The sequence below is a fragment of the Pseudoalteromonas luteoviolacea genome (assembly GCF_021654285.1).
Taxonomy (GTDB): Bacteria; Pseudomonadota; Gammaproteobacteria; order Enterobacterales; family Alteromonadaceae; genus Pseudoalteromonas; species Pseudoalteromonas luteoviolacea_J.
Genome location: NZ_JAKFZS010000014.1, coordinates 1 through 18,320 on the forward strand (window position 1 = coordinate 1; position 18,320 = coordinate 18,320).

The 18,320-nt window shown below is 38.3% G+C and carries 19 protein-coding genes; 3 read left to right on the forward strand and 16 right to left on the reverse strand.

Annotation, left to right across the window (positions count from 1 at the left end):
* Window positions 1–111 precede the first annotated feature (111 nt).
* Together L1077_RS14305 and L1077_RS14310 are read right to left on the reverse strand one after the other, a co-directional pair.
* Window positions 112–552 carry a GNAT family N-acetyltransferase gene (locus L1077_RS14305; RefSeq protein WP_237137454.1) on the reverse strand — a complete coding sequence of 147 codons (441 nt, stop codon included), beginning with the start codon at window positions 550–552 and terminating at the stop codon, window positions 112–114.
* Between the two features lie 771 nt (window positions 553–1,323).
* Window positions 1,324–2,955 carry a DKNYY domain-containing protein gene (locus L1077_RS14310; RefSeq protein WP_237137455.1) on the reverse strand — a complete coding sequence of 544 codons (1,632 nt, stop codon included), beginning with the start codon at window positions 2,953–2,955 and terminating at the stop codon, window positions 1,324–1,326.
* A 670-nt stretch (window positions 2,956–3,625) separates the two neighbouring features.
* Here L1077_RS14310 and L1077_RS14315 point away from each other — a divergent pair.
* Entirely contained in the window at window positions 3,626–4,435 is an 810-nt protein-coding gene (locus L1077_RS14315; protein ID WP_237137456.1) for an energy transducer TonB, read from the forward strand.
* Window positions 4,436–5,088: 653 nt separating this feature from the next.
* Here L1077_RS14315 and L1077_RS14320 read toward each other — a convergent pair.
* The 6 genes from L1077_RS14320 to L1077_RS14345 form a co-directional block, all read right to left on the reverse strand.
* The gene (locus L1077_RS14320) at window positions 5,089–6,084 is read right to left on the reverse strand and encodes a transposase (RefSeq protein ID WP_237137457.1); all 996 of its coding nucleotides are present in this window, start codon (window positions 6,082–6,084) and stop codon (window positions 5,089–5,091) included.
* 264 nt (window positions 6,085–6,348) lie between these two features.
* Entirely contained in the window at window positions 6,349–6,882 is a 534-nt protein-coding gene (locus tag L1077_RS14325) for a hypothetical protein (protein ID WP_237137458.1), read from the reverse strand.
* A gap of 2 nt (window positions 6,883–6,884) precedes the next feature.
* Window positions 6,885–7,202, reverse strand: coding sequence for a hypothetical protein (locus L1077_RS14330; protein WP_237137459.1), 318 nt, complete (start codon window positions 7,200–7,202; stop codon window positions 6,885–6,887).
* Between the two features lie 444 nt (window positions 7,203–7,646).
* On the reverse strand, window positions 7,647–8,210 hold the full coding sequence (locus L1077_RS14335) for a hypothetical protein (protein ID WP_237137460.1): 564 nt from the start codon (window positions 8,208–8,210) through the stop codon (window positions 7,647–7,649).
* Window positions 8,211–8,456: 246 nt separating this feature from the next.
* Entirely contained in the window at window positions 8,457–9,032 is a 576-nt protein-coding gene (locus L1077_RS14340; protein ID WP_237137461.1) for a YceI family protein, read from the reverse strand.
* 39 nt (window positions 9,033–9,071) lie between these two features.
* Window positions 9,072–9,617, reverse strand: a complete 546-nt coding sequence (locus L1077_RS14345; RefSeq protein WP_237137462.1) for a cytochrome b — start codon at window positions 9,615–9,617, stop codon at window positions 9,072–9,074.
* A 134-nt stretch (window positions 9,618–9,751) separates the two neighbouring features.
* On the opposite strand from L1077_RS14345, the gene L1077_RS14350 reads away from it, so the two are divergent.
* Window positions 9,752–10,648 (forward strand): LysR family transcriptional regulator, encoded by an 897-nt coding sequence (locus L1077_RS14350; RefSeq protein WP_237137463.1) that lies wholly within the window; start codon window positions 9,752–9,754, stop codon window positions 10,646–10,648.
* Window positions 10,649–10,673: 25 nt separating this feature from the next.
* On the opposite strand, the gene L1077_RS14355 is transcribed toward L1077_RS14350, so the two are convergent.
* The 5 genes from L1077_RS14355 to L1077_RS14375 form a co-directional block, all read right to left on the reverse strand.
* Window positions 10,674–11,096, reverse strand: a complete 423-nt coding sequence (locus tag L1077_RS14355) for a cupin domain-containing protein (protein ID WP_237137464.1) — start codon at window positions 11,094–11,096, stop codon at window positions 10,674–10,676.
* Between the two features lie 161 nt (window positions 11,097–11,257).
* On the reverse strand, window positions 11,258–12,814 hold the full coding sequence (locus L1077_RS14360) for a SulP family inorganic anion transporter (protein ID WP_237137465.1): 1,557 nt from the start codon (window positions 12,812–12,814) through the stop codon (window positions 11,258–11,260).
* A gap of 112 nt (window positions 12,815–12,926) precedes the next feature.
* Window positions 12,927–13,388, reverse strand: a complete 462-nt coding sequence (locus L1077_RS14365; RefSeq protein WP_023398345.1) for an Lrp/AsnC family transcriptional regulator — start codon at window positions 13,386–13,388, stop codon at window positions 12,927–12,929.
* Window positions 13,389–13,435: 47 nt separating this feature from the next.
* On the reverse strand, window positions 13,436–14,077 hold the full coding sequence (locus L1077_RS14370; protein WP_237137466.1) for an MBL fold metallo-hydrolase: 642 nt from the start codon (window positions 14,075–14,077) through the stop codon (window positions 13,436–13,438).
* Between the two features lies 1 nt (window position 14,078).
* Window positions 14,079–15,869 (reverse strand): M14 family metallopeptidase, encoded by a 1,791-nt coding sequence (locus tag L1077_RS14375; RefSeq protein ID WP_440589546.1) that lies wholly within the window; start codon window positions 15,867–15,869, stop codon window positions 14,079–14,081.
* A 141-nt stretch (window positions 15,870–16,010) separates the two neighbouring features.
* Between L1077_RS14375 and L1077_RS14380 the strand changes: the two genes are divergently transcribed.
* Entirely contained in the window at window positions 16,011–16,838 is an 828-nt protein-coding gene (locus L1077_RS14380) for an SDR family oxidoreductase (RefSeq protein WP_237137468.1), read from the forward strand.
* Between the two features lie 106 nt (window positions 16,839–16,944).
* On the opposite strand, the gene rplT is transcribed toward L1077_RS14380, so the two are convergent.
* From rplT to infC, 3 genes are all read right to left on the reverse strand, one after another.
* A complete protein-coding gene (rplT, locus tag L1077_RS14385; protein WP_023398349.1) occupies window positions 16,945–17,304 on the reverse strand; it encodes a 50S ribosomal protein L20 in 360 nt (119 codons plus the stop codon).
* A gap of 15 nt (window positions 17,305–17,319) precedes the next feature.
* Window positions 17,320–17,520 (reverse strand): 50S ribosomal protein L35, encoded by a 201-nt coding sequence (rpmI, locus tag L1077_RS14390; RefSeq protein ID WP_023398350.1) that lies wholly within the window; start codon window positions 17,518–17,520, stop codon window positions 17,320–17,322.
* Window positions 17,521–17,735: 215 nt separating this feature from the next.
* Window positions 17,736–18,299, reverse strand: coding sequence for a translation initiation factor IF-3 (infC, locus tag L1077_RS14395; protein ID WP_080672567.1), 564 nt, complete (start codon window positions 18,297–18,299; stop codon window positions 17,736–17,738).
* Window positions 18,300–18,320 lie beyond the last annotated feature (21 nt).

Genomic DNA, 18,320 nt, shown 5'->3' on the forward strand with positions numbered 1-18,320 from the left:
TTGGTCATTGAATTAAAAAAACAATCAAAGAACGATATTATATATCGCTGGGGTTAAGTACGGTTTTTCATAAGAGCGCCCTCACATATCACATGACATGGCTGAGGGCATTTATAAGCACTTTTCCATCAGAACCGCATTCTCACCATAGCTAGAACAAACATTAACCCCTGCAACTTCATAGAAGCCAACCCTTGACCAAAAACTATCAGCGCCTTGCACCGCCACTAGGCTTATCCTGCATATCCCTTTTAATCGAGCCACCTCAAAAAGCTTCAAAACGAGCGAACGACCTAACCCTTGCTCTTTTAAATCAGGGCTAATAGCCAGATCGTGAAGATACAAATGATCACTGTTCTCGGGAGCGTTTAAAGGCTCGAATAACTTTGGAGGCGAAATGCCACTCCACGGGTGAGATAGCAAATAGCCTAATACTGCTCCATTGTTTGCTAAGCACACAAAACATGTATCAGGAGATATCTCATATTTACTTCTCAGCACCTCTAAATTTTCAGCATCTAGTTCATGATATGAGCTATTCTGAATTGCCAAAATGCTGTTCCAGTGCCTGTCTTCTATATATGCAATAATCGTCGGTACCTCATGTATAAAAAGGAAAATATTAGCAGAAAAATGAAAGTGATGAAGCACAAAACAAGGTTATGTAGCCTTTCCCGCTAGTTTTGATGGTAGTAATAGTAAACAAGAAGAACTCATTTTCACAATACTCAACCTATTTATGAGCAAAAAATTCATGTCTGAAAAATTTTTAATGCACCATTAAAAATAATAACCCCTCCCATTTACACTACCCTATTGTAATAAAACCAACATAAATACAACTACCTTTGCATACCGCTTGTTATTTAGCATCCTTCATTATACAAAACCCTATTTACTCCCCAAAAAACCCACTATCGAAGTTAAATAATCATTTAAGTGATTTAATATAAGCTACATAGAAAGTAAATGTTTCATATTATGATCTAAAAGCTATTCTCTAATTTCTATAAAAACAGCAATGTAGTTATCACAATAAAATTATAAAAAACATAAAATGAGTGCAATAATAAAAACTTAACAGCGAATAAAAATCAAGCTAAGAATCAGAAAATAAAATTGGTGGTGCTCTTCATCCTGAAACTGCTGTAGGTTGCCCATGAGGTCGATTTACGTTCATACAGTCGGGCTGCTACCATATAGGAAAAAACATAAACTGCATATAATCAAAACGGATGGAGCCTCTCATAAATATAAGTAGCCCCACCCTATTCAAGACTTAAAGACGGATCCTTTCAAAATAAACTTTTCTCTACCTAATGTTTAGTTTTTAGAATCTTCAAACCTTAGCCACAATTGGCTTAAGCTCTCATTCTCTTTAATAGCATGCACTAATACAAAGCCATATTGGTCAAATAAAAATAGCTCTTCTTTCCCATCACCCATTGAGGTTAGGCTTGTTCTAATCCAATAGCCATCTTTGTAATTAATTTCAAACTCGTGATTTGTGATGTTGTTACTATGTTCGAACGCTGCTTTATGCATACACTCTCCCAACTGGAAAGTACACTCAAATGGTGCATATTCAATATTTAAACCACTTCTTAATAATGGCTTCGAAGTTGAAAGTGTTTTTCCTTTTAATGTTCTACTTTGGGTTCGTGCACCAAAGTGTTCCATTGTGTGAATTACAAAGTTTGCTTTGTTATTTTCAATCCCCCTAAATTCATAAAACAAATTTCTACCCGGGGTTGCGGGTGTATATAACTCGAAATGAAAACCTACATCAAGTTTAGAAAGATCAATGTTTTTAACCATATTTGGGGTCAAATATTTACCTTCATATTTAGACTTTTGCTCTTCAAGGATAATTTCTAATTTATCATTTAGCGCTTCCAAGTTTAGCTTTTTCATTTTTAATAAATTACTTACCATTTTAGAAACGCTATCTTTTCTCTCTTGTGGAGTCATGCGTTTCCCTAGGTCAACGCCGTCAAATACCGATAGCTTACTCTCTTCCTTTTTATTTGATGGTAACTCATAAGTATCACAATCAACTTTCTCTGACTTATAGTAACAGTTTTGAGTGTCAGTACCTTTCTCATATCCACTAAGTCGAAACAGCTTACGGTTAGCACCTTCTAATAGCTTCCCTTCAAAGTAAACCCCCTGAATATTCTTCGCGTAGCTATAACGGATAGAGTCAAAGTACTTGGTACTTACATTAACTAAAAGTTCTCCCTTAAAAAAAACATTGTGTTTATTTTTAGCGTAATCATTATCCAGTACTTTAAACCCCTTTGGGTTCACTTGATCTAACTTTGTGCTCTCAAAGTAAACACTTTTGCTGTCTACAGAATAAGACCAACCTTTTGTTTTAAAAGTTTTAGGGTTAGCTCCCTCTAATTTTACTCCTTTAAAGAATACGCACTTGTTGTCTTTGCTATACTCTGAGCGCTTTAGGACTTTAAAGCTATTAATATCACACGGTGTAAAGCTAGACTCACCTTGGTTAATATATACCTTACCCTGACTTAATACATACATTTCGTCAAATATTATAGCTGATGGATTAATAACTTTTGCACCTTGGGATGGTGCACCTTCTATAGGCTGTGCCTTAAAGAAAATGTAATTTTTATCTTTCGAGAAGTAGTCAGTGAGTAATTCAAAACTTGAAGGGTCAGCGAATGGTACTGTTCTACCATAATGATAAACAAAATTTTTATCTTTTGCATACCCTTTAACCTCTAAGACTTCAAAAGTATTAATATCAGCATTTAATAATGGACGACTAATAACTTTCTGAGGTCTATTTGCTAGCTGAGCAAAGGGGTTGCCATCTCCATAAAAGACTTTATTTTTTTCCAGATCAACAAAGTACCCCTGATACATTGGTGTACTATTACACGCACTCAGTAGGAGCGTAAAAACGAGTATAGATAGTGCTCTCATTGTTTTCTTCTTTAATTGGTAGAACTAAAAAATGTATATGTATTAACCAAGTGGAAATACAAACTTGAGTTAAAATTTAACTGGCGTAGACTATAGAGATAACTTTATTGATTGCAAATAGTTTTCCACTTTTTTAGTTTAGGAAATCGAACTCATAAATAAAAAATTCAGGAAGAAATAGAGCTACTTGGCAAACAGCTTGACTTAAATTCGGAGATATAGGAAAAGTAATTGACGCCAATTAAAATCAGTGCTCCCTAATTTAACCATAAGACAACCAAAAAATGACGTACTCTCTCATAACTGCTTATAACGCAGTTGCTCTTATTCAAATAAAATTAAATGGATAGAATTGCTTTGTTACCTAACCCACCTCTGAGGATAATCCATAGCCTACAAACATCCCTTTTAGCACTTAAAAATACGAAAAACACCATGACACAAAGAGATATTTATGATAAATCTTCATGTGAAATTCATGCTACTCTCACTGCTATGCGATAAATAACACCCTGAACCCTTTCAATATTTCTCGATTGTATCTCTCTCGAATATAGTTCTAGATTCACACATTTATATTCTTCATCCCTCTGACAGCTGTAGATTTAAACGCGTTTTAATATAAAAAAGGTGTTAATATATAATTTTAAATAATAAAATTTACTAAATCATGAAAAAACTAATCTACCCCATTGCTCTATCATCTGCTTTATTTGGCTGTGTCACGAGTACGCCAATAGTGGATAGAAATATTGAATTTAAAGAATGCAATAAAATAAAATTAAATTTTTCTTGTCATAACAAACGACTTATATCCACTCTAGGCCTAGATAGTGGTAGTCAAGTTATCGACGCATTAGGAATAGACAGTAGCCTAGACGCAGTAAACGCTCTTAAAAAGATAGAAACCCAACATGTATATGACACAGCGTTGATCAACTACCACATTGGCTCACTCTATTTGAAGAGTGACATGAAAAATGAAGCGTTAATATACTTTGAACATGCTGCTAAAAACGCTCACCTAAATCCGAATGAGCATAAGATAACTTTGCAAAACTTAGCTGAACTTAGCTTTTCTCTGGGTCACTATGATGCTGCGAAGATCCATATCCTTAAATATTATGACTATATGGAAATCACCCAACAGCATCATTTTGACCAATACCTAAGCAAGATTAATAGCGAAAAACCAAACGAAGCTAATTCACCAACTTTAACTCACCGTGTAGCGCCAAAACACCCTGAAAAAGCAGTTAAACAAGGTATAAATGGCTATGTACAACTCACCTTTGACTTAAATAAACTAGGTGAGCCAACTAATATCACTGTTTTAAAATCAAAACCACAAGGGGTATTTGAGAAAGAGGCCATCTTAGCACTCGAAAAGTGGCGGTACAGGGTTAACCTAACTGACACTGGTAACGTAATAGGTGGTCAGCAGCTTTTTCTGCAGTTGAATTTTCTAATTCAACAGTAAAAGAAAGTAGTTGAAAAAAGGGGATTCTTAATATGCCAGCTTAATATCAGCTATATACTCCTAATTAAAATAATAGATGTTCTAACACAACCTCATCAGAGCGACGTGGAGGTGGCACCTTTTAGCCCAGCCCCTCCTGCGACCTTTTTTGTGTCCTGTGAGGATAAATTTGCGTCTGTTACTACCACCTGCTTTTTGATTTTTTAACACTGGTTTCATTCGTCTAATTTTTGTGTGTTATTAAAACGCTTTCATATACAAGCCAAAGCCAACGTTATAGCACAACACAAAAATGGACAGACACATTTTAAAAAATAAGCAATTTTCGAGATATCATTCCAAAAAATGGGCTCTTCACTATAGAAATATCGAGAAGCAACTTACATTAGATATTAACTTCAAATAGGAATATTTTCATTTCATTAAACAATAAAAAACTAGATTTATAAGCAAGGCTAAAACTAACACAAAAATGGACAGGCACATCTTAAAAAAATAAACAATTTTCGAGATGCCATTCCAAAACAATAAGTTTGTCACTATATAAATATCGAGAAGCATCTTATATTAGATAATAACTTCAAATAGGAATATTTTCATTTTATTAAGTAGGAAAAAACTAGATTTATAAGCAAGGCTAAAACAACTTTTTACTAACCTACTCCCTTATACCAACTTACATCATTTTTAGCCGCATAAGCTCTTAATACCGTTTTCGAGCCTACAAAGTTTCCATAGTCAGTACCATAATTTTGCACTCTACCTAACCAAGTTGCTTCTTCAATTTTCAGTGATACCAGAATATCGGGCACACTCTTTAGTATGACCCCTTTCTTTTTCGGATGAACATGACGCCCCGTCCAAGCAACTAGCTCGAGGTAATCAAACAAAGAGAAAGGTAATGTGTTTTCATACTCTCTTGTACCAAACGATTTTAGTATTTTTGGCTGTTTTTTCTGATGTGCATTTTCATTATTTTGATTAGATTTTTGTGCGTTTGGTTTGGCGTCTTTAAAGTGCCTTATGCGCTCTTGAATCGAGGTAAAATCACTATCCTCTAGATTATTTGCCATGTTGGCTCGGATTGGGTTTAAATCTACGTAAGCCATACAACTGAGCAATGCCGTTTCATCTAGCAAGGCTTGAGACTTGTACCGCCCCTCCCAGTATTTTCCGGTGCATTTGTCTTCCTTGTTTGCCTTCTTAGCAATAAATTCATTGAGGTTTTTCATATACCAGCTGATGTCGTATAAGCGAGCTCGCCACTCTTCAATCAGTTCCGATACAAGTAGTTGCTCTGCCTCACTAAGAGTATCACCGTTTCGCTGCTTGTCTATAATTGGACTGCCCTTGTACAACTTATACCACCTAGATATTACCTCGTTATCTGACCAACTAAGTGCTTGCTGTCTATTCACTTTCACCACCAAATGATAGTGATTACTCATAATGGCATACGCGGCTATTTCAATCGCAAATATACTGCTTAGCAGTTTTACTCTCTCGACTAACCATGTTCGTCTATGGTCAAAGTTTTTACCTGTATATTTATCCCCCCCACACAAAAAAGCACGGCGTACACATCGCGCTATTAAGTGGTAATAAGACGTCGACGACAAATCTACCAGGGCTTTCCTTGCTCTTGTCATTTCCATTCAACTCAACTTAAAACTGGATATTTAAATAGTAGTCAAGTAACGCGATTTGAGCAATAATTTGTGCCTGTCCTATTTAACTCTCCCATTAAGTGGTAATAAGACGTCGACGACAAATCTACCAGGGCTTTCCTTGCTCTTGTCATTTCCATTCAACTCAACTTAAAACTGGATATTTAAACAGTAGTCAAGTAACGCGATTTGAGCAATAATTTGTGCCTGTCCTATTTAACTCTCCCTGTCCTATTTAACTCTCTTTTATGGTAACTTCACTTTAGAAAGCAAACTCATAATCGTTTTTTGGTCAAATTCTCCTCCTATTTGAAATATGCTTTGACTCTTTTTGTTTATAATAAATACCTCGTCAAAACTTCTATGGTTACTTATTAAGGTAAAAACTGCCCATTCAGAAGACTCATAAACATTTATTTCATGTTCGGACTTCAACTCATGTATCTCGTAAGCAATTGGGTAGTCTACTTTAAGATTATTTTTTAATGCTAGGGCTAGAAAGTAACGATATGCTGATAAACCATATTTTTTATGAAGTCCACCCGTTGCATTTTCTACCGTTTGTACTTGAAAAATATACTCACGCCCATCGTATACTATTGACATAGATGTGTATTTTGAATTTAACACATTCAGATAACTTACATTTTCTGGCTCCAAGCACAATTTGATAGCAGAAACTTCTAGCCAATAAGGGGTGCCACTACAAGATGACTGTGGAAATTGGCTAGCACTAGCGGTACAAGTGAAAATGGATAATAGTATTAATATTAACCTCATAGCTAAATACCTAAGGACGCCAATTTCAATGAAGTTTTATAGTCTAAAACTACTTTTTTAGCACAAGTTAAAGATTGCTCTTCCTTTAATTGGGTAATCGCACTCTTTGTAAAGTTTTTCGCAACCCATGTAATGGTCGCTTTTCCGCCTGTTGGAGTAGGCACCCACTTTAGTGCGGTTGTACACTTTTGAGTTTCAATTACCATTTTCCCAAATATTTCAGCTACCTTTTCATTAACCTCACCGGTGAACTTTAGATTAATTCCAGCGCCTTTGTAAAAAGCATTAATGGCATCCTTGACTGAATTAGCTTCGTTCATGCATCTTTCTCCTTAATTGATAAAAGCAGTGTACTTAACTGCTCTAATTATACAGAACACGTAGTTGAACTAATACAATACCATTAGCTAGGTCCAATAAATGGGAGAATATACTTAGCTGGTAATCCCACATTTTTTAATAGCCATCAAAAAGATAGATTCTGCTTTGCATAAGCAGTTAAAACGCGCACTTGCATGCTTACTTCATATTGAATCGTCACTACTTTACAGAAAAAACACATGATTAACATTAATCTTGCAAGCTTATCAGCGGCTGTTTTGATATTGGGGAATGTCATACTTTTCAGCTGGATTCAGGCTCACTGAAATGCGACTGATATTTAGCAAGATAAAAGTAAAGAGGTAGTAATAACTGCCCAATCGAACTTTCTTAATTTGGGGTAAAGGAGTGACATATTTATCAAATTTACTTTACCCTCAGGCTTAATACTCTATCCTTGAAAGAATATCTAAAACACCCTTTTCATCAAACTCACCTGTTATTTGATAAATCACATCATTATCTATTTTATTTAGATAAATCCTGTCATACTCGGCGTTACTTCCTGTAATAGTAAAAGCGAATAAATTGCCTTTTTTATAAACTTTCATCTTATTTGATTTATCTATATCAAACGCTTCTTTTATTAACACCAAATTATCAGTTTTTAATGTGCCTTCATACAAGCTCAAAAAAAACTCATGCACAGTCAGGTTAAATTTCTTATGGAGATTTGAGATTGAAATATCTGGAGGGTTAAGACCAATCGTTAATTCCTCACCATTACTTAGTATGGTTACCGTTTGTTCAGACAACCCAAGAAAGTTTATTCTTTCTAAGTTGCTTGTCAGTGGGCAAAAAGACACATCAACAATATTTAACTGTAAGGTACCTGTTGAGCACTTTAATTTTGGGAATTGCAATATAGCACTTGCAAGTGCATTGCTAGATATAATCAATAACAAAAAAGAAATTATTATGTTCATTTTATATGTCTGATGCTGCAATCTGTAGTTTAGTCCTATAATTACGAACTACCTCTTTAGCACAAGTTAATGATTGCTTTGATTCTATCTGCCTTAAAACACTTTGAGAAAAGTTTTTTACGATCCAAGATATTGTTGCCTTCCCTCCACTGGGCCTTGGAACCCAGTTTAATGCAGTTGTGCATTTCTGAGTTGCAAAGATCATTTCACCAAAAACTTCAGCTACACGATCTCAGCTAACCCAACTTATCCAAATGCACTTAAGGCTTAAAGGCGAATACCTTCAATATGTAATTCAAGCGTCACATGTGTTGATGCTGGACCTAAGTTATAGTCTATCCCAAAGTCTTTTAGTTTTAGTGATGTTTCGCCAGAAAAGCCAACACGGTAGCCACCCCAAGGGTCTTGCCCTTCGCCAATTTTTTCAACTGGGAATGTAATTGTTCTTTTTACACCGTTCAGCTCTAGTAAGCCTGTTAACTTAGCTTCTTTGTCGTTTACTTGCTCATACTTAGTACTTTCAAACGTTGCTTGTGGGAATTTCTTTACGTTCAAAAAATCCTTTCCACGTAGGTGTTTATCACGCTCGGCATGGTTTGAGTCGATACTAGCTGTGTTGATCACTATATCGATTTTAGACTCATTAGGCTTGTTTTTGTCATAGCTAAATTTACCATCAAAATCATTGAACCGACCTGTTAGCCAGCTGTAGCCTAGGTGCTTAATTTTAAAGTTGATAAATGCATGTGCACCGGCTTTATCTACTTTGTACTCTGCAGCGTCCGCTGTTCCAGCCATTAATAAGCCTGTTGCTAACACCGCACTCACGATACCCTTTTTCATAATTTGCCCTTAAATATTCTATAAATAAATTAAAATACGTTATTTTGATGCTTTTAAAATACGACTTAAGCCGCCGTCTTTATTGATAAATTGATGTTTCAGTGCTGCTAACATGTGCACAGCCACAAATCCGATTAAACTCCATGCAAGCCAAAAATGTATATCGCCCACAATGTCTTCTTGGTTGTCAAAAGACCAAGGCACTGCTGGGATTTCAAACAGCTCAAATACACTTATCGGCCTACCATCTGCGGTTGAAATAAAATAACCACTGAGTAAAAGAAGCAACATCAACACATATAAAAGCTGATGTCCTACTCTCGCAGCAATCTGTTCTAACTTTGGTCCAGGTAGCGCTTTTGGTTTTGTATTTAGCTGTCGCCACGCCACTCTAAGTAACCACACTCCCATCAATATGATGCCCAGCGATTTATGTAAATCTAATGACCCTTTATACCAAGCGTCATAATAGGTTAACTCGACCATGTACAATCCAAGACCAAACATGAAAAAGATGGCCACGGCCATGAGCCAATGCACGGCGATGCTTACCCAACCATACCCCTGATCGCTATTTTTTAACATATGAAGCCCACACCTTTGAAAAACTGAGACTAGATTACCGCGGCTAAGTGACATTGAGTAGTGCACAAATTAAAGAACTATTGTGCAAAAAAATATATACTCAAGATCTAGACGAAGTGAAAAATATTATATTTATGCAGAAATTGAATTGGGATGACTTTAAAGTTGCCCATACCGTTGCAAAGGCAGGCTCGCTTGCAAAAGCTGCGACTATCTTAAAGTGTAACCATACCACCGTATTGCGGCATATCAATCGTTTGGAAGACGCACTCAATGTGACTTTGTTTATCCGCCATCAAAGAGGATATCAGCTTACGGACGCTGGCCAGATAATGAGTGAAACTCTCGAAGACTTAAACACCCAGTTTATCGCTTTGGAAGACACACTCCAGAGCATTCAACAAGATTTTAGCGGCAAAATTCGCATCACAACCGTGACCTCTTACTCTCCCCTGCTAGTACCAGCAATGCAACAGTTCAGAAAGCAATACCCAAAAGTTAGGATAGAGCTACTGGCCACCGATGAAGTTATCCCACCGCAAAGTGGCAACATTCATGTTTCATTACGGGCAGGTCCCGAGCCAAAAGAGCCTGATTTAATTGCAAAGCATGTGCTTTCATTAAAAATGTCTTACTTTGCATCAAAAGAGTACATGTCAGAATATGGCTTACCGCAAAGCGAAGATGAGTTTAATCGATTCCATTGGCTAATGCCCGACAGTTCAAAACATCATATTCCGTTTATCAGCCAAGTGATCAAACACTTAAAAAACGACAGCATTGTGTACACTAGCAATCAATTTTCGGATATCCAATCGGCTGTTGTCAGCGGCATGGGCATAGGACCACTCTCTGAGAATGATGCCATTAAGCATCCAAATTTAGTGAGATTAGATGGCTGCCCGCTACTTTGTACAGAGAACGTTGGCGCCCTTTGGTATACCTACCACAAGGATCTCAAGCAAAATGCAAAAATACGTGCACTTTATGAGTATTTAGTTGAGCACACTCAGCACTTATCAACGGTATAAGTGCTTCGGTTTTCAAACAGTATAGCTAGTGTTTTTTCACCGTAATATCTTTACCCTGCTCACCAGCATAAAACACAATGATGCGCACATCTTCTTTCCCCACCGCTTTGCCCTTATGCCACTGGTTTACTAGCTCAACAATAGGCTCTCCTGATTTTAGAATGAGCTGTTCACCAGTTTGCTTAGTAACATGTAACTCACCAGATAACACAAGCCCCGCATTAATGACTGGATGAAGGTGCTGCGGCAGTTCTGTGCCTGCTGGAATATGAATATCTAGCAGTGTAATTTCAGGTTTGCCTTGAGGGTATGCTGGTAAAGGTGTGCCATCCCAGCTTTGCGATGTTTTTGTTAAGGTTTTTACCGTCACTGTATTACTATCAGCAATCGCATTGCCACAGAGAAAACATGTCATAGCAATTATAGAGAGTACAAATTTTGTTTTCATGGTTTGTGCTTTTAATATTTAATTACAGGCTACTTTAGATCATTGCTGCAAACATGTACACGTGTATTGGTAAAGCTCATCCAATACATAAAATGCCGAGATAGTAATGTGATCACAATAAAAAAGCCCGCATTGAGCGGGCTTGTCTAATTCATTAATACTTAGGCTAGCTTGTCTGAAGCCACTTTGTATTTAGGATCTTCAATCACGTTGATTTCAACCAAATCTGATGCGTTATCAAGTAGCTGCTTACAGTCCTCACTTAAATGACGTAAGTGCAGTTTTTTACCTGCTTTAGTGTATTTCTCAGCTAGCGTATCAATGGCTTCAATAGCACTGTGATCCGCAACGCGACTATGCTTGAATTCAACAATCACATCATCTGGATCGTTAGCAACATCAAACAATTCTGCGAAGTTTTTCACTGAACCGAAAAATAGTGGGCCGTGTAGCTCATATACTTTAGAGCCTTCGTCATCGATATAGTTATTTGTGTAAATGTGCTTCGCGTGCTCCCAAGCAAATACAAGCGCAGAGACAATCACACCCACACATACCGCAATTGCAAGGTCCGTGATCACAGTCACACCAGATACCAACACAATCACAAACGCATCACTCTTAGGGATACGCTTCATTAAACGGAAGCTTGACCATTCAAATGTGCCAAGTACAACCATAAACATAACACCAACAAGTGCCGCAAGTGGGATCATCTCGATTAAGCTCGCCGCAAATAAAATGAAGCCAAGTAATAATAAAGCTGCTGTAATACCAGATAAGCGGCTACGACCACCTGAATTAATGTTAATCATAGATTGACCAATCATCGCACAACCACCCATCGCACCAAACACACCACATGTTACGTTTGCAGCACCTTGACCAACACATTCACGATTGCTGTTACCACGAGTTTCTGTGATTTCGTCAATCAGTGTTAATGTTAATAGTGATTCAATTAAGCCGATAGCAGCCAAGATAAGTGCATATGGGAAGATAATTTTAAGTGTTTCAAGGTTCCAAGGAACATCTGGGATATGGAAAGCAGGGAAACCACCAGCGATTGTTGCATCTGCATTACCACTCATGTCTTTAAGGTAATCAAGTACATTACGCGCATCTAAGTCAAAACCAATTACAATACCCGTCACAACTAGGATAGCTGCCAAGCTTGATGGCACAGCCGTTGTCAGCTTTGGCAGGAAATGAATAATGGCCATAGTTAATGCAACTAAACCAGCCATAATATACAGTTCTGAGCCTTGCATCCACTGAAGAGTACCTGACTCGTCCATGACTTTAAATTGGCCTAATTGCGCTAAGAAAATAACAATGGCCAAACCATTTACAAAACCAAGCATAACCGGGTGCGGAACCATTCGGATAAACTTACCTAGCTTAAATATACCGGCCAATATCTGTAAAATACCCATCAATAAGACGGTGGCGAAGAGGTATTCAACGCCATGTTCAACCACAAGGCTTACCATAACTACTGCAAGTGCACCAGTTGCACCTGAAATCATTCCTGGACGACCGCCAAAAATTGACGTTATCAATCCAACGATAAATGCTGCATACAAACCAACCAATGGGTCGACTTGTGCAACAAATGCGAATGCGACCGCTTCTGGCACCAATGCTAATGCAACGGTTAAACCAGAAAGCACGTCGTTCTTAGCAGAGCTTGGCGCTTTGCCTATAAGATTAAACATTTATATCCCCAAGTGTTTTTACTACGACAGAAAAGCGCTGGATCCTATCAAAATCCAGCGCTTTTAACAAACATGATACATTATAGTGTTAAATTGAGATGTCTGTATGACACTATATGATTGGCAAGGCGGTTGAGCGTTTAACGCATGTCATGGTCACATTAGAGTGAACTTCTTGTACATATTCAAGGTTTAATAAATTATCACGAACAAACAGCTCGTAACCTTCAATCCCTTTGGACACAATTCTAAGCATAAAGTCCATAGTACCAGCCATGGTATAACACTCGGTCACTTCGTCATAGCTCATGATGAGCTTTTCGAATTCAGCAAGGTTGCTGCGACCGTGATTGGATAATTTGACATGCGCGTATACCAACATATCAAATCCAAGTTGCTTTTCATCTAATAGCGCAACTTTTCCTTTAATAAATCCATCTTGTTCCAATTTGGCGATACGTCTCCAGCAAGGAGATTGCGATAATCCTACTTTGTCTGCAATTTCTGCTGTGGACAAACTCGCATCTTGCTGTAACAACGCTAGTATCTGACGATCAACTTGATTTAATGACATATTTTTCTTTATATTTTAATGTTAAATTTTACGCTATTCACGTAGAACTACCCAAAGCGACCGCTCATAAATGGGTTATTACGCTTTTCGTACCCTATAGTGGTATCTTCTCCGTGACCACTCATTACTTTAGTTTCATCATCTAAAGTAAAGAGCTTAGTATTAATAGCGTGCTTAAGTTGTGAGGCATCTCCTCTAGGAAAATCAGTACGCCCCACAGAACCTTTAAACAGCACATCACCTACCAGTACTGTAGCACTTGAAGGTTCATAAAAAACCACATGGCCAGGCGTATGCCCAGGACAATGCCTAACTTGTAACTGCAATTTTCCCAGAACAACAACGTCTCCCTCATCTAACCAGCGATGAGGTAAAAAAGCATCATGTGGCGTAAAGCCAAACATTTGCGCTTGCATAGGTAAACCGTCAAGCCAAAACTGATCTTCTGCATGCGGACCAACTATCTCTACACCGAACTCTGTGGCAAGTAGCTGGCTCGCACCAACATGATCTAAATGGCCATGTGTAAGCAGGATAAATTCGACACTGAGATTATGTTGTTTGACTGTTGCAATTATCTTCTCAGCATCCCCGCCAGGATCCACTATGGCAGCTTTTCCTGTTTCGTCGCAAGCTATAACTCGACAGTTTTGCGTAAACTGCGTTACTGGTATTGTTAAAACTTTCATGTTACTGCTCCGTATACGACATTAAGATCGGATACTTTAAATAAGCCCTATCATAGTATGGTGTTTTTTCATACAACCATTCAAGCCTTTGTTTATCGCTTTTAGCAAACTTTTTATCCTCACGGATTTTCTTGTCAAATGCCAAAGCAAGCTTAGGACTCTCTTTTAACATCTTCCTAGCATATGGCTCAAGTGCATAATTTTCAACATATTCTGTGCGTTGAAATATACTGTGGAAGTCACCCCATGCAAAAAATGAATCTGGCGCAGCCGGATGAAGCAAATGCGTAACCAGTTCTGAATAGTCTTGTTTAGTCGATACTTTAGTCCAACCGGTAAGTATAAGCTCATCTTCGAGCACGGTTGAAGTGAAAGATGCTTCAACTCTAAAGCGCCCTTCAAACGGTGTTTTTGCGAATGAATGCTGTTCAACTTTAAGCTGGGTCAATCCAGAAAATGACAGGTCGTCTGCAAGCTTCTCAACTTCTATACCTTGTAATACAAGCTTTTCAACTAAAGCTGAATATTCAGGAGGAATATAAAATGCGTCTGGTACTTTAACCGTTAACTTAACATCCTTCTGCCAATAAACCGGAAGATTGTCATATTGAACTGGTTCACCAAGATACTTTACTTCCTGATGCCCAGACAAAGCACTTTCAAAGCTTTTATATTTAACCCCTTTAAAGCTTATGTAATCCGCTTCTTGACTGTAACCTCTAGCAACAACCAGTTCTGTTGGATGGTTATGTTTTTCCGTTTCTATTGCCTTATCCAGCGCCTTATACTGCTGTGCCAGTGCCTCAATCACACCATCAATAAATACATAAGTACCCAATACACGCTGTTTATATGGCTTTAATGAATGATTCTCAACTAATATGGTAGGCAGCCCTTTTAGGTCTCCCCACCCATTGGAAAACCTTGGCGAGGCAACCCAACCTGCTAGCCCTTTTTTAAGGTTTCGTTTGTCCATAACAAACACCAGCGGACCTGGGATATGACCTTGCTCAGTAAGCTTTTTATTAATAATTGGCGTAAACTGGTCTTCTAGCACTTTTGCAATTGTTGGAGATTCACTCGCAAAGCTTGGATTAAATCCATAAGTCACGTCATATTGGTAATCAGCACCATCCGTTACATGCACATCAACATATAGCGATGGCGCGTAATCATTGATCACTTTCAAGACCGAGCGTACACCTGGCGTATCTAATTTGGTATAGTCTCGATTCAAATTTAAATTTTTTGAATTGGTTCTAAAGCCCATGTTGATTGGACCACGTTGATTAATACGATTAAACTCACTGCTTCTTTCGTGACCATCGACATTTAAAATCGGGATAAACAATATATTCACTTTGCTCAATATATCGCGGCGCTTTCCTGTAGCGATATCTCTAAGCAACATAAACATGGCATCTTTACCATCGATTTCTCCCGCATGAATACCTGCTTGGATCAAGACCGTTGGCTTATTATTGTTTTTCATCATCGCAGGCGTAAATTGGCTATCTTCGACCGCCAAGAGCATATTAATGTCTCTTCCTTGATCGCTTGTGCCAATTTTAATCGACTTAAACTGCGTTGGGTTTGATGCAACTAATCGCTTTATAAATGCGTTCGTTTGCTTGTAATTTGGGGACTCCAATCCGCCACTTAACTCAAAGTCTGTTGTTAAAAGTCCCTCTTGCTGCATTAGCTGCTCACTTTGGCCCTGCCATGGCTGCAAAGGAGGGAGATGACTATTCAAATTAAGTGTTGCGTAAAGCAGAACAATACCTAAACTCATAAACATTCTTTGTGTCTTTTTTGTATAAAGTTGATTATATCAATATTTTATTTAACGGCTTACAATGTGCGGTGATTCAACAAAAATTCACAGTTAACCGCACGATAACGCGGTCAACTTAAGGAAAGTTTAACGAAACCAATGAGTAAAAGTATTTTAATCACGGGCTGCTCTACCGGCATAGGTTTGTATTGTGCAAAAACACTGCATAACTCTGGGTACAAAGTTATTGCCTCAGTCAGGGACCCAAAACACCGTTCGATATTTGAAGAATTAGCTATACCTTGTATCTTACTCGACTTATCAGACGATAATTCGATACACAAAGGCTTCGAAGAAGCGCTTGAACTATGCGATGGAAAACTCGATGTGCTCTTTAACAACGGTGCATATGGCCAGCCTGGTGCAGTTGAAGACTTACCCACTGATGTTTTAAGGCAGCAATTTGAAGTCAACTTTTTCGGCTGGCACACATTAACCCGTCTTGCCGTTGCACATATGCGCCAAAAGGGCCAAGGTAGAATTATACAAAATTCCTCTGTGCTCGGGTTAGTCGCGCTTCCCTACCGTGGCGCTTACAATGCCAGTAAATTTGCATTAGAAGGACTGACTGACACACTAAGAATGGAACTTGCTGAGACTGATATTCAAGTCAGCTTGATAGAACCTGGCCCAATCCTGTCAGATTTTAGAAAAAATGCCCGCCAAGCTTTTGAGCAACATATTGATATCGGGTCCAGTTACCATAAAGATGAGTATCAAGCGCAGCTAACGAGGCTTAAAGCACAAACAGCACCACAAAAGTTCACACTCGGCCCGGAAGCAGTTTACGACAAACTACTACATGCGATTGAGTCACCAAAGGCGAAAGCTAGATATTATGTGACATTTCCGACTTATTTGATGGGTTACTTAAAACGTATTTTAAGTTCACGTTGGTTGGACAAGTTACTACTTAAAAATAGATAGTAAAATGAGATACGTTAATGCAGCTAGACGCATAGGTTAACTGTAAATAAGAACTAAAAAAGGAGCCAGAGGCTCCTTTTAAACATCGCTATACTTAATTAATAAATTAAGCTGCAAGACCTTCTTTTGCTTTCTCTACTAGAGCAGTGAAAGCTACTTGGTCGTATACTGCGATATCAGCTAGGATCTTACGATCGATTTCAATTGACGACTTTTTAAGGCCGTTAATGAAGCGGCTGTAAGATAGGCCGTTTTGACGTGCTGCAGCGTTGATACGCGCAATCCATAGTTGACGGAAAGTACGTTTCTTAGCGCGACGGTCACGGTATGCATATTGACCAGCTTTAGTTACAGCTTGGAACGCTACGCGGTAAACACGTGAACGTGCTCCGTAGTAACCTTTAGCTTGCTTTAATACTTTTTTGTGACGTGCACGTGCGATAACACCGCGTTTAACTCTTGCCATTTCTGATATCCTCTATTAAGCGAATGGTAACATACGATCGATAAGGCCTAGGTCATTCTTATGAACCATAGACTTAGCACGTAGGTGTAGTTTACGCTTTGAAGACTTCTTAGTCAGAATGTGACGAAGGTGCGACTGTTTACGCTTGTAACCGCCTGAAGCAGTCTTTTTGAAGCGCTTTGCAGCACCTCTGTGTGTTTTTAGCTTATAAGCCATTGCAATAACTCCAAATGATATTGCGTTTAATATATGCAAGTAGGCGGATGCGAACATCACTTTTAAGGCCCAACTTACACCCTATTCCGGCGAAGCTGAATGAAACAAACAGCTTACTTATTACCGGTTAACACAGGTGACTCAAGATTAAAAATCTCAGTACTTTCAATACCTGTGTTAAATTCTTTCAAAAATCGGCGCGAATTATGCCTGACTTATGCTTTTTTTGCAATAGGTGCCATCATCATAACCATCTGACGACCTTCAACACGATTCGGGAAAGACTCAACTTGAGCGATCTCTTCCAAATCTGCTTTTAAGCGGTTAAGCATGTCAATTGCGATTTCTTGGTGAGCCATTTCACGACCACGGAAACGGATGGTGATTTTCGCCTTGTCGCCACCTTCTAAGAACTTGCGCAAGTTACGAAGTTTAACTTGGTAGTCACCTTCGTCAGTACCAGGACGGAATTTAATTTCTTTAACCTGGATCTGTTTTTGCTTTTTCTTCTGTTCTTTTTGTAATTTTGCTTTTTCAAAAACGAACTTACCATAGTCCATAACCTTAGCCACTGGTGGCTCAGCGTTTGGACTGATTTCAACAAGGTCTAAACCTGCGCTTTCTGCTTGCGCTAGCGCATCTCTCGTAGAGACAATGCCCGCTTGCTCACCTTCAGCATCGATTAAGCGAACTTCTTTCGCTGTGATTTCATCATTGATACGATTCTTTTGAGCAGTAGTTTGCCCTTTTTTGCCGCCTCTAATGGTACGTTCCTCCAAAAAATCCAAAATTAAACGTGC

Coding starts and splice junctions, on each gene's coding strand:
- L1077_RS14310 (WP_237137455.1), bottom strand. CDS start 2,955: ATGAGAGCACTATCTATACTCGTTTTTACGCTCCTACTGAGTGCGTGT.
- L1077_RS14315 (WP_237137456.1), top strand. CDS start 3,626: ATGAAAAAACTAATCTACCCCATTGCTCTATCATCTGCTTTATTTGGC.
- L1077_RS14320 (WP_237137457.1), bottom strand. CDS start 6,084: ATGACAAGAGCAAGGAAAGCCCTGGTAGATTTGTCGTCGACGTCTTAT.
- L1077_RS14325 (WP_237137458.1), bottom strand. CDS start 6,882: ATGAGGTTAATATTAATACTATTATCCATTTTCACTTGTACCGCTAGT.
- L1077_RS14330 (WP_237137459.1), bottom strand. CDS start 7,202: ATGAACGAAGCTAATTCAGTCAAGGATGCCATTAATGCTTTTTACAAA.
- L1077_RS14340 (WP_237137461.1), bottom strand. CDS start 9,032: ATGAAAAAGGGTATCGTGAGTGCGGTGTTAGCAACAGGCTTATTAATG.
- L1077_RS14345 (WP_237137462.1), bottom strand. CDS start 9,617: ATGTTAAAAAATAGCGATCAGGGGTATGGTTGGGTAAGCATCGCCGTG.
- L1077_RS14350 (WP_237137463.1), top strand. CDS start 9,752: ATGCAGAAATTGAATTGGGATGACTTTAAAGTTGCCCATACCGTTGCA.
- L1077_RS14355 (WP_237137464.1), bottom strand. CDS start 11,096: ATGAAAACAAAATTTGTACTCTCTATAATTGCTATGACATGTTTTCTC.
- L1077_RS14360 (WP_237137465.1), bottom strand. CDS start 12,814: ATGTTTAATCTTATAGGCAAAGCGCCAAGCTCTGCTAAGAACGACGTG.
- L1077_RS14365 (WP_023398345.1), bottom strand. CDS start 13,388: ATGTCATTAAATCAAGTTGATCGTCAGATACTAGCGTTGTTACAGCAA.
- L1077_RS14370 (WP_237137466.1), bottom strand. CDS start 14,077: ATGAAAGTTTTAACAATACCAGTAACGCAGTTTACGCAAAACTGTCGA.
- L1077_RS14375 (WP_440589546.1), bottom strand. CDS start 15,869: ATGAGTTTAGGTATTGTTCTGCTTTACGCAACACTTAATTTGAATAGT.
- L1077_RS14380 (WP_237137468.1), top strand. CDS start 16,011: ATGAGTAAAAGTATTTTAATCACGGGCTGCTCTACCGGCATAGGTTTG.
- rplT (WP_023398349.1), bottom strand. CDS start 17,304: ATGGCAAGAGTTAAACGCGGTGTTATCGCACGTGCACGTCACAAAAAA.
- rpmI (WP_023398350.1), bottom strand. CDS start 17,520: ATGGCTTATAAGCTAAAAACACACAGAGGTGCTGCAAAGCGCTTCAAA.